Origin of the sequence: Streptomyces sp. NPDC088097 (assembly GCF_044741845.1) — a bacterium.
GTDB lineage: Bacteria > Actinomycetota > Actinomycetes > Streptomycetales > Streptomycetaceae > Streptomyces.
On record NZ_JBIUTJ010000002.1, the window covers coordinates 311,397 to 322,136 of the forward strand.

Genomic DNA, 10,740 nt, shown 5'->3' on the forward strand with positions numbered 1-10,740 from the left:
ACACCCCGTGAACCAGCCGCCGTCCGCCCCCGCCACCCGCTCCCTCGTCGAAGACGTCCTGCCGCTGTCCCCGCTCCAGGACGGCATCCTCTTCCACGCCCTCTTCGACGAGGAGGCCCGCGACGTCTACGTCGCCCAACTGCTCCTGGACCTCTCCGGCCCCCTCGACGCGATCCGGCTGCGCGCCGCCGCCGACACCGTGCTGGAACGGCACGCCAACCTCCGCGCCGGCTTCCTGCGCCGCGCCACCGGCGAACCCGCCCAGGTCGTCCAGCGCGGCGTACGCGCCCCCTGGCGGGAGGCGGACCTGTCCGGGCACTCCGAGGCCGACCGCGCCGCCGCCACCCTGACCCTGCTGGAGGCGGACCGGGCCGAGCGCTTCGACCTCGCCCGACCGCCCCTGCTGCGCTTCACCCTCGTCCGCACCGGCCCGCTGTCCCACCGGCTGCTGCTGACCTACCACCACATCCTGATGGACGGTTGGTCCTGGCCCGTCCTCGTGCGCGAACTCCTTGCCCTGCACGACGCCGACGACGCCCCCCTCGGCCCGGTCACCCCCTACTCCTCCTTCCTGAACCGGCTCCACAGCCGCGACACGGCTGCCGCCCAGGACGCCTGGACCCGCGCCCTGGACGGCCTGGCGGGCGGGACCCGCACCGCGCCCGTGTCCCCGCCGCCCGCCCCGGTCCTGCCCGACCGCGTCGAGACGTACCTGCCGCAGACCCTGACCGAACGCCTCACCGCCCTCGCGCGCGAGCACCGGATCACCCCCGGAACCCTCCTCCAGGGAGCCTGGGCGGTCCTGCTGGGCCGACAGGTCCGCTCCGAGGACGTGGTCTTCGGCGCCGTCGTCAGCGGACGCGACCCCGAACTGGCCGGCGTCGCGGACATCGTGGGCCTGTGCATCAACACCGTGCCGGTCCGCGTGCGGATCGACCCCGCCGAACCCCTCATCGCCCTGTTCGAGCGGCTCCAGGACGAGCAGGCGCGGCTGATCGACCACCACCACCTGGGTCTCGTCGAGATCCAGCGGCTGGCCGGCGCCGGGGAACTCTTCGACTCCTGCGTCGCCTTCCAGAACTACCCGGTGGACGCCGCCGGGCTCGCCGCCCTCGGCGCGGGCGGGCTCGAAGTCACCGGCGTGGACCCCCACGACGCCGCCCACTACCCGCTCTCGCTCACCGCCATCCCCGGCACCCGGCTGCGCCTCCAGATCGACTACCGGCCCGACGTCTTCGAGCGGGACACCGCCCAAGCCCTGCTGGAGCGCCTCGCCCGGCTGCTGGAAGCCGTCGCGGAGGACCCGTCCTGCCCGGCGGGCGCCGTGGACCTGCTCTCGCCCGCCGAACGCCACCGCGTCCTGGTCGAATGGAACGACACCGCCCGCGACGAGCGCTACGCGGAGGTCGTCGACCGCGTCCGGCGGCAGGCCGAGCGCCGCCCCGACGCCGTCGCCGTCACCGACGACACCGGCCGCGAGCTGAGCTACGCGACCCTCGTCGCCCGCGCCGACGCCCTGGCCCCGATCCTGCTCGCCGACGGCGTCCGCCCCGGCGACCTGGTGGCCGTGCTCAGCGAGCCCACCGCCCGCGTCCCCGTCGCGATGCTCGGCATCCTGGCCTCCGGAGCGGCCTACGTCCCCCTCGACCCCGAGGGACCGGTCACCCGTACCGCCGAGCTGCTCGCCACCGGCGGGATCGCCCGGCTGCTGGCCGCCCCCGAACAGCGCGCCCGCGCCGAGGAGATCGCCGCCGCCGTCCCCGGCGGCCTGCCCGTCCTCGTCCTCGACGACACGGCCGCCGCCCCGACCGGGCGCCCCGCGCCGGCCGGCGGACCCGACGCGCTCGCCTACGTCTGCTTCACCTCCGGCTCCACGGGCAAGCCCAAGGGCGCCATGGTCCACCGCCGGGGCATGAACAACCACCTCCTGGCCAAGGTCGAGGACCTCGACCTCGGGGACGGCGACCGCGTCGTCATGAACGCCCCGCTCACCTTCGACATCTCCGTGTGGCAGATCCTCGCCCCGCTGATCACCGGCGGACAGGTCCACCTCGTCACCCGCGACACGGCCCGCGACCCCGCCGCCCTGTTCGACGACGCCGCCCGCCGGGGGATCACCGTCCTGGAGACGGTCCCCTCCTTCGTCCGCGCCGCCGTCGACCTGTGGGACACCGGCGTCCAACCCCCGGCCCTGCCCGAGCTGCGCTGGTTCATCGTCAACGGCGAGGTCCTGCCGCCCGAACTGTGCACCCGCTGGTACGCGCGCCACCCGGCCGCGGCGATCGTCAACGCCTACGGCCTCACCGAGTGCTCCGACGACAACACCCACGCCTTCATCGGCCCCGACGTCCACGCCCAGCTGGAACACGGCCGGCTGCCCGTCGGCCGGCCGCTGCGCAACAACACCCTCTACCTCCTCGACGCCGCGCTCGCCCCCGTACCGCCCGGCGTGCCCGGCGAACTCTTCATCGGCGGCACCGGCGTCGGCCCCGGATACCTGCGCGACCCCCGCCGCACCAGCGAGCGCTACGTCCCCGACCCCTTCACCGCCGAGCCCGGCAGCCGCATGTACCGCACCGGCGACCTCGCCCGGATGCGGGCCGACGGCCAGCTCGACTTCCTCGGCCGCCAGGACCACCAGGTCAAGATCCGGGGCAACCGCATCGAACTCGGCGAGGTGGAGACCGCGCTGCGCGCCGTGCCCGGCGTCGGTGAGGCCGTCGTCGCCGTCGACCGGGACCACGCGGGCCAACAGCGGCTCGTCTGCTACTTCACCGGGACCCCCACCACCGACGAGGTCCGCGCCGAACTCGGCCGGACCCTGCCCAACTACATGGTCCCGTCGCTGTTCCTGCACCTGCCGGAGTTCCCCCTCACGGTCAACGGCAAGCTCGACCGCAAGGCGCTCCCCGACCCGGCCACCGTGCACCGCCCGGCCGGACGGCTGCCCTCCACCCCCGCCGAGAAGGCGGTCTGCGAGATCTTCGCCGCCGTCCTCGGCCTCCAGGAGGCGGGCATGGACGACGACTTCTTCGCCCACGGCGGCCACTCCCTCCTCGCCACCCGGCTGACCGGCCGCATCACCACCGACCTCGGCGTCCGGCTGAACATCCGCGACCTCTTCGAGACCCCCACCCCTGCGGGAGTCGCCGCCCGCCTGGCCGCCCCCGCGTCCGAGGCCGCCGCACCCGCCCGCCCCGCCCTGCGCCCCCGCTCCCGTGACCGGGACTGACCCCGCCGCGCCCCCGCGCAGCGCCCGCCCGCACCACCGAGGAGAGACCAGCACGATGACCCGCACCGACACCCCCGTACCCCTGCGCATCGCGCAGCGGGCCGCACTCACGCCCTGCGCCACGGCGGTCCTGGCCCCCGAGGGGGAACTGACGTACCGCCAGTTCGACCGGCGGGCCCGCGCGGTGGCCCGGGAGCTGCGCGCCGCCGGCGCCGGACCGGAGGACACCGTGCTCCTGGGGGCGCGTCGGGGGATCCACTGGGCGGTGGGGCTGCTGGGCATCTGGTACGCGGGCGCGGCCCCCCTGCTGGTGGACCTCGACGCCCCCGACGAGCGGCTGCGCACCCTGCTGCGCGCCGCGGGAACCCGGCACGCGGTGGCCCCGGACACGTACGCGGCGGCGGCGCTGCAACGCCGCACGGGGACCGAGCTGTTCTGGGCGGCGACGGCGGCGACGGCTGCGACGGGCTCCACGCCGTCGACCGCGCCCGCCGGGGCGCCGGAACCGCCGGTCCACGTCGCCCCGGGTTCCCTGGCCTACGTGCTCTTCACCTCCGGCTCCACCGGGCAGCCCAAACCCGTCGCGGTCGGCCACGCCGGACTCGCCGCGCAGGTCCACAGCCTGGCGGGACGCTACGGGCTGACCGCCGGGGACCGGATCCTGCAGTTCGCCGCGCCCGCCTTCGACGTCTGTCTGGAGGAGGCCCTGCCCACCTGGTGCACGGGCGGCACGGCCGTCTTCGTCCGGGACAACGTCCTCTCGCCCGCCGAACTGGAGCCGTTCCTCACCGAGCACGGGGTCAGCGTCGTCAACCTCCCCACCCCCTACTGGGCGCAGTGGGCCAAGGACGTGGAGCGCGCCCCGCGCCCGCTGCCCGGGGCCCTGCGCCTTGTGGTGATCGGCAGCGACGCCGGCCGGACCGCCGACCTGGTCCGCTGGAACGCCGCCGGCGGCCCGCCCGTGATCAGCTGCTACGGCCTCACGGAGTCCACGATCACCGCCACCTCGTACGAGCCGGCGCCGCCGGAACTGGCCGGCTTCGCGGGCGACGAGGTGATCCCGCTCGGTGAACCCCTCGCCGGCGTACGCGCCTACGTCCTGGACGAGGAGCTGCGCGAGACGCCCCCCGGCGCGGCGGGCGAGCTGTACCTCGCCGGGGCCTGCCTGGCGCGCGGCTACCACGGCCGGCCGGCGCTGACCTCCGAACGGTTCGTCGCCGACCCCTTCGCCGAGGGACCCGGCGAGCGCATGTACCGCACGGGCGACCGGGTCACGCGCACGGCCGGCGGCCCGCTCGTCTTCCTCGGCCGCGCCGACGACCAGGTCAAGATCCGGGGCCACCGCGTCGAGCTCAAGGAGGTCGAGGCGGCCGTGGCGGCCCACCCCGACGTCCTCGACGTCGTGGCCCGCGCCGTCACCGCGCCCGGCGGCCGGCAGGTGGCCGCCTGGGCCGCCGTCGCCCCCGGCAGCCCCCTCACCTCCGAGGAGCTGCGCCGCCACCTCCTGGCCCGCGTGCCCGGATACCTCGTACCGGCCACGGTGACGCTGATGGACCGGCTGCCGCGGACCCCCGGTGGCAAGCTCGACCCCCGGGCGCTCCCCGCCCCCGAACCCCGATGAGCCGGCAGCCCGCGGACCCCGTCCGCGACCAGACAAGGAACGCACCCGTGTCCGTCACCACCGACGAGTCCGCCCCCGCCCCCGAACCCGCCGCTCCGGCGGACACGGCGGCCGGGGCGGCCCCGGAGCGCCGACAGCGCCGGGACTTCCGCCTCTTCATGTCCTCGCACATCTGCAACGAGCTGGGCGGCAGCATCACCTACGTCGCCCTGCCGCTGATGGCCGTGCTCACCCTGAACGCCTCGGCGATGCAGGCGGGCCTGCTGGCCGCCGCGGAACACGCGGCGTTCCTGCTGCTCGGCCTGCCCGCCGGGGCCTGGGTCGACCGCATGCGCAGACGACGCGTGATGATGGCCGCCGACCTGGCCCGCACGGTCCTGCTGACCGCGCTGCCCGTGGCCTACCTGCTCGACCTGCACTCCATGACGCTGCTGTACGTGGGCGCCCTGCTCCTCGGGTGCGCCCGGCTGTTCGGCGACGTCGCCGACCAGAGCTACCTGCCGACCCTCATCGGCCGGGACACCCTGATCGCGGGCAACTCCAAGCTGGAGACCGTGCGTTCCGGGGCGGAGTTCGCCGGCCCCGGCATCGCCGGCTTCCTGGTGCAACTGTTCGGCGCCGCCGGGACCCTGGCCGGCCAGGCCGTCACCTCGCTGGTCTCCGTGGTGCTGCTCGGCCGGATCGAGGCCCGCGAGGAGAAGCCGGCGCCCGCCCCGCCCAAGCACCTGCTGCGCGACATCCGCGAGGGGCTCGCCTACGTCCTGGGCCACCGGATCCTGCGGCTGATCGCCCTGAACACGGCCGCCGTCAACCTGTTCCTCAGCGCCGTGATGGCCATCGAGGTGCTCTTCCTGACCCGGACGGTGGGGCTGGCGCCCGCCGCCGTCGGCTGGGTCCTGACGACGGCCACGATCGGCTCGGTGCTCGCGGCCACGGCCGCGGACCGGCTGACCCGGGCCGTCGGCGCGGCGCGCCTCACCTGGCTGTCCCTGCTGCTGACCATGCCCTTCGGGCTGCTGCTGCCGCTGGCCGACGACGACTGGCGCATCGGCCTGTTCGTGCTCGGGTCACTGGTCCAGTCGGCCGGCGTGACCGTGTACAACATCTGCCAGGTCACCTACCGGCAGACGGTCTGCCCGCCGCACCTGCTGGGCCGGATGACCGCCACCATGCGCTTCCTGGTGTGGGGCGTCCTGCCGCTGAGCGGCCTGCTGGCGGGCGTCCTCGGTGAACTCCTGGGCGTGCGCGACGCGCTGTGGCTGTGCGCCGCCGCCCTGTCGGCCGCCCCGCTGGTTCTGCTCTGCTCCCCGCTGCGCCGGATGCGTGACTTCGAGGACGCGGCCCCGGACCCGCTGACCGCGACCCCCGGGCCGGCTCAGTAGCCGAGCCGGAAGGCGATGTGGGTGAGCTGGGTGCGGTTGACCGTGCCGGTCTTGCTGCGCAGCCGACGGAGGTAGGTGTCGACCGTGTGCGGGCTCAGCCCCATCCGGCGGGCGATCATCCGGTACGTGTCGCCCTGCGCGAGGTAGGCGAGCACCTCCTGCTCGCGGGGGGTCAGGGTGGGCAGCTCCGGCGCGGGGGCGATGAGCGTGGTGTCGAGCATGGGGGGCTCCGTTTTCCTGATCGATGATGAGGGGTGGACGTCGGGCCGCGGCGCCCCGACCGGCAGACGGCGTGATCCCGCTCGGCGGGATCGCGCCGTTTCGGCCGTTGGGGGACCTGAAGTGGCCGGGCATCGACTGTCGTTCGTCAGGTACAGACTTTCGTCCTGCATATCCTGACGCCAGGGGGCGGGCACCTCACCAAAGTGCCTGGCAGTAAAGCGACCGGGGGCGAAAAGGGCGAAGTGGGCCAATGCAAACATCTGACGTGGTGTCCGATCCGAATGATGTCGACGTCGACATCGATGTCTACGGCTGGGTCCTCGAACACCGCACGGTGAACGTGGACGCGGTGGCAGCCGGTACGGGGCGCGAAGCCGAAGAGGTGCGGCGCAGCGTGGCGCGGCTGCGCGCCGCCCGCCTGCTGCACGTGAGTCCGGGGGATCCGTCGGTGGCCTTCGCGGTGGCCCCGGACACCGCCGCCGAGCAGCTCGTCGCGCCCCTGGAGGCGCAGATCCGCGAGCAGCAGCGGGCGATCAGTGGGATCCGCGAGGACCTGGGGCGCTTCCTGCCCCACTACCTGGGTCGTCGCTCGGCGGGGGATTCGCTGGAGGTCCTGGAGAACCTGGAGGAGGTGCGCGGGGCGCTCAACCGGGCCTCCCTCGCCTGCACGACCGAGATGCTCAGCTCGCAGCCCGGGGGTGGCAGCCGGGTCCCGGAGGCGATGCAGGAGGCGCTGAGGCGGGACGAGGCCATGCTCCAGCGGGGGATCTCCATCCGGACCCTCTACCACCACACGGCCCGCTTCAACGGACCGAGCCAGGCGTACGTGGCGGCCGCCTCCGCCCTGGGGGCCCAGTACCGTACGGCGCACGAGCTCTTCGGCCGGCTCATCGCCTTCGACCGCGAACTGGCCTTCATACCCGTCGCCGACGGCAGCTGGGGCGCCGTGGTGGTGCGCGAACCCTCGACGGTCGCCTACCTCTGCGACATCTTCGACCAGACCTGGGACCTGGCCTCGCCGTTCTCGGCCGCCGCGGGCCAGGGGCTCGAAGAGGTGGCCCGGGAGATCCACGAGACGATCATCCGGCTGCTCGCGGCCGGGTTGAAGGACGAGGCCATCGCCCGGCGCCTGGGGATGTCGCTGCGCACGGCCCGGCGGCACATCGCCGACATCATGCAGGAGTTGGGCGCGGGCAGCCGCTTCCAGGCGGGCGTGGCCGCCGCGGCGCGCGGCCTGCTGGACCTGGAGGCCGAGGCCGGTTCCGAGGTCGATTCCGCCGCCGATCGCGAGGGGGAGCCCGACGTCGGCTGATCCCGTGGCGCCTGTCACGCGTTCTCGTGTCTGTCGTCAGACGGGGAACGTGTCGCATGCTGCTGCGATGGGAGCTGTGGGGCCCCGCCGCGAACGTGCCGCAGCCCGGCGCGTGCGCGGCGCGGCCCGGCAGACAGTCGGCGGAGCAAGAGGGGCGCGTAATGGACATGCCGGACGAAGGCCGTGAGCAGGAGGCCCCGCACCTGCGGGAGATCGCCCTGTTCCTCTCGGTCCACCTGGACCGGGCACCCGGTGTCCTGTGGCCCGAGTACGACAACCCGGCGTTCGGCGACGACGCGGAATCCGACGCGGAAGCCGACCCGGATTCCGACTCGGACCTCCGCGCGGAGCCCGAAGCGGAGTCGGAAGCGGAATCCGCTGCGGAAGCCGACACGACGCCGGGCGGCGACGACGTGCGCCGGGCGCAGGTGGAGCGGTTCACCGGCGAACTCGGCTCCCTGACCGGGCTGTCGGTCCGACTGGACCGGGTGGAGGGCGCCGGCGCCGCGCCGGGCGGACCGGACGCGGCGCCCGACGGCGCCTGGGTGGCAGCCGCCGAACGGGCCGACGGCCGGGAACACCTGCTGATCCACCAGATCGCCGGCGCCGTGACCTGGCAGCTGGCCGGTCCGGGCGAGGACGGCCTGCCGCGTTCCTTCCAGTGTCGCCTGTTGCCCGGCGAGGTGCTGTACGTCCCGGCCCGTTGGTCGCGCCGCGCCGCGTGCACGCCACGGGCCCGCTACGCCGTCATCTCCCTGCTGAGCCGGGAGGGCTGACCGCGCCGGGGGGGGCAACAAAGGGGGGAGGGAGGCTCGCGTCCGCGAGCCTCCCTCCCCCCTTTTGACCGGGCCCTTCCGGGCCGGCGTGGTCAGCCGCCCCAGGAGCTGTCGGTCGGGTCGCTCACCCGGTGGGTGCTCGACGTCGTGCCGACCGTCACCACGGCGCCGTTGGGCGTACGTATCTGGCGCGGCGTCTGGGCCGTGGTGGTGGTCTGCCCCCCGGCAGTGGCCGTCGCGGTGGTCGCGGCCGGAGCGGCCGTGGTGTCGTCGGCGGCCTGAGCGGCGCCGGCGGCCGGCAGCAGCAGGACGGACGCGGTGACGGACAGGGCGATCACGTATCGCTTGAGCATGGGTTCCCCAGGTATGCGAGTGGTCTGGTGCGGACGCGGACCGCTTCGTGGGCCGTCCGCGCCTGGTCGGTGCATGACCAACCTTGCCGTGCACGGGGTGTTCCGGCGGCGAATCCGGCTGCTCATCAAACTGCCTGGCGCTAAGGTGAGGGGCGGCAAATGCGCATAAGTGGCGCTTATTCGGACCGAGTTCCCGCTCCCGAAGCGACCAGCGGCGCGTACTCCCGCCCCGCAGGCTCCTCGGAAGTCGGCTTCGTCGCCGCGGACTTCGCGGGATCCGTCGCGCCCCGGACGTCGAGTTCGCGCCATACGGGGAACACGAGCGGGGTGAGCGTGACCACGAGGTAGAGCGCCCCGGTGCCCAGCAGCGCCGGCACCAACCCCCGGGCGTCCAGGAACAGTCCGGCGCCGAGCATCCCCAGGGGCGTCGCCGCCAGCGCGGCGGCGACCAGCAGGCCGAACACCCGCCCCCGGACCTCCTCGGGCACCCGCTGGAAGGCCACCGACATCATCAACGGGCCCACGATCCCCGACCCGATGCCGGACAGGGCCAGCGCCGCCAGCAGCACCGGCACCCGGGGCTCGGCGGCCAACGCGGCGCACCGCACCGCCCCGACCAGGACGAAGGCCCCCACGAAGACCGCCCGGCGCGGCATCCGGTGTCCCGCCCAGCCGTACAGCGCCGCCCCGAGCAGGGCCCCGGCCCCGACGGCGGTCACCATCGCCCCGAACAGGGCGCTGCTGCGCAGCACCTGCGTGCCGTACGCCGGATAGAGCACCCCGTTCAGCGCCCCGTCCAGGGCGTTGGTCAGCAGCAGGACCGCCGCCATCGCCCCCAGTAGCCGGTCGCATCGCAACTGGCGCAAGCCGGTCCGCAGTTCCTCGACGTAGGAACCGGGCCGCGGTCCGCCCTCGGCCGGTCGGGCGTGCGGCGGGGCCGCCGGGACCAGGGCCGTCACGAGGACGGCGCACAGCAGCATCGCCGCCATGTCCGCGCACAGGGTCCGCACGGGGCCGACGGTCGCGATGAGCAGGCCGGCCAGCGGCGCCCCCGTCATCATGCCGATCCTGCGGGCCCCCTCGACACAGCCCGTGGCCCGTTCCGCCGTGACTCCGGCCTGCTCCATCGCGCCGCTCAGCAGCAGCTGCTTGGAGGTGTCGGCCGGCCCCCGGGCGGCCCCCACCAGGAAGACCAGGACGATCAGGACGGGCAGGGGCAGGGCGTCCCAGGCGTGCAGCAGCGGGACCAGGCTGATCGCCGCGGCCGTCAACAGGTCGGCCCCGATGCTCGCCGCGCGGACGGGCAGCCGGTCGACCACCGGGCCCGCGAGCACGGCCGAGCACAGCAGACCCACCACCTCGGCGGCGGCGACGAGTCCGGTCCGGGTGCCGCTGCCGGTGCTGTGGAGGACGAACCAGGGCACGGCGACCAGGGTCATCGCCATGCCGAGCGAGGAGATCCCGGAGACCGCCACCAGGGCGGCCAACGGGGTGATGCGGCGCGGCGAGGTGGAGCCGCCGGTGTACGAGCTGGTCATGCGGGGTTCCTTCCGGCACCGCCGCGCCGCCCGGCAGCCCGCGCGTGCGGGCTGCCGGGCGGCGGGGTGCCCGGGATCGTCGGGTCAGCCGGCCATGCTCACGCGGAGGCTGAGCGGGCGCATGTCGGTCCAGACCCGCTCGATGTGCGCGAGGCACTCCTCCTTGGTTCCGCTCGGGCCCTGCTCGGTCCAGCCCAGCGGGACGGGCCGGCCGGCCTCCCAGAGGGAGTACTGCTCCTCGGCGTTGGCCACGACCAGGTACTGCTGCGGGGACGAGTCGTTCACGGTGTTCTCCTCGATGGAT

General features: G+C 74.5%; 9 protein-coding genes. 5 read left to right on the forward strand and 4 right to left on the reverse strand.

The genetic code is table 11. From position 1 onward, the window contains the following. Positions 1–7 precede the first annotated feature (7 nt). From ACIOD1_RS07425 to ACIOD1_RS07435, 3 genes are read left to right on the forward strand one after another with little or no spacing between them, the layout of a single operon-like run. The gene (locus tag ACIOD1_RS07425) at positions 8–3,232 is read left to right on the forward strand and encodes an amino acid adenylation domain-containing protein (RefSeq protein WP_365617444.1); all 3,225 of its coding nucleotides are present in this window, start codon (positions 8–10) and stop codon (positions 3,230–3,232) included. A gap of 55 nt (positions 3,233–3,287) precedes the next feature. Further along, positions 3,288–4,853, forward strand: coding sequence for an amino acid adenylation domain-containing protein (locus tag ACIOD1_RS07430; protein ID WP_401900838.1), 1,566 nt, complete (start codon positions 3,288–3,290; stop codon positions 4,851–4,853). Positions 4,854–4,900: 47 nt separating this feature from the next. Then, complete coding sequence (locus ACIOD1_RS07435) at positions 4,901–6,235, forward strand: MFS transporter (protein ID WP_401900840.1); 1,335 nt, start codon at positions 4,901–4,903, stop codon at positions 6,233–6,235. Here the strand turns inward: ACIOD1_RS07435 and ACIOD1_RS07440 are convergent. Then, positions 6,229–6,456: a helix-turn-helix transcriptional regulator gene (locus ACIOD1_RS07440; protein ID WP_365617438.1), complete on the reverse strand. Its 228-nt coding sequence runs from the start codon at positions 6,454–6,456 to the stop codon at positions 6,229–6,231. The genes ACIOD1_RS07435 and ACIOD1_RS07440 overlap by 7 nt on opposite strands. A 269-nt stretch (positions 6,457–6,725) precedes the next feature. On the opposite strand from ACIOD1_RS07440, the gene ACIOD1_RS07445 reads away from it, so the two are divergent. Together ACIOD1_RS07445 and ACIOD1_RS07450 are read left to right on the forward strand one after the other, a co-directional pair. Further along, complete coding sequence (locus tag ACIOD1_RS07445; protein WP_401900842.1) at positions 6,726–7,769, forward strand: LuxR C-terminal-related transcriptional regulator; 1,044 nt, start codon at positions 6,726–6,728, stop codon at positions 7,767–7,769. A 56-nt stretch (positions 7,770–7,825) separates the two neighbouring features. Further along, on the forward strand, positions 7,826–8,545 hold the full coding sequence (locus ACIOD1_RS07450) for a hypothetical protein (RefSeq protein WP_401900844.1): 720 nt from the start codon (positions 7,826–7,828) through the stop codon (positions 8,543–8,545). A gap of 92 nt (positions 8,546–8,637) precedes the next feature. Here ACIOD1_RS07450 and ACIOD1_RS07455 read toward each other — a convergent pair whose 3' ends face one another. The 3 genes from ACIOD1_RS07455 to ACIOD1_RS07465 all read right to left on the reverse strand — a co-directional run bounded on the left by ACIOD1_RS07455 (position 8,638) and on the right by ACIOD1_RS07465 (position 10,721). Next, positions 8,638–8,898 (reverse strand): hypothetical protein, encoded by a 261-nt coding sequence (locus tag ACIOD1_RS07455; RefSeq protein WP_365617432.1) that lies wholly within the window; start codon positions 8,896–8,898, stop codon positions 8,638–8,640. 176 nt (positions 8,899–9,074) lie between these two features. Further along, positions 9,075–10,436, reverse strand: coding sequence for an MFS transporter (locus tag ACIOD1_RS07460; protein WP_401900846.1), 1,362 nt, complete (start codon positions 10,434–10,436; stop codon positions 9,075–9,077). Between the two features lie 84 nt (positions 10,437–10,520). Beyond that, positions 10,521–10,721 carry an MbtH family NRPS accessory protein gene (locus ACIOD1_RS07465; protein WP_365617430.1) on the reverse strand — a complete coding sequence of 67 codons (201 nt, stop codon included), beginning with the start codon at positions 10,719–10,721 and terminating at the stop codon, positions 10,521–10,523. Positions 10,722–10,740 lie beyond the last annotated feature (19 nt).

Coding starts and splice junctions, on each gene's coding strand:
- ACIOD1_RS07430 (WP_401900838.1), top strand. CDS start 3,288: ATGACCCGCACCGACACCCCCGTACCCCTGCGCATCGCGCAGCGGGCC.
- ACIOD1_RS07440 (WP_365617438.1), bottom strand. CDS start 6,456: ATGCTCGACACCACGCTCATCGCCCCCGCGCCGGAGCTGCCCACCCTG.
- ACIOD1_RS07450 (WP_401900844.1), top strand. CDS start 7,826: ATGCTGCTGCGATGGGAGCTGTGGGGCCCCGCCGCGAACGTGCCGCAG.
- ACIOD1_RS07455 (WP_365617432.1), bottom strand. CDS start 8,898: ATGCTCAAGCGATACGTGATCGCCCTGTCCGTCACCGCGTCCGTCCTG.
- ACIOD1_RS07460 (WP_401900846.1), bottom strand. CDS start 10,436: ATGACCAGCTCGTACACCGGCGGCTCCACCTCGCCGCGCCGCATCACC.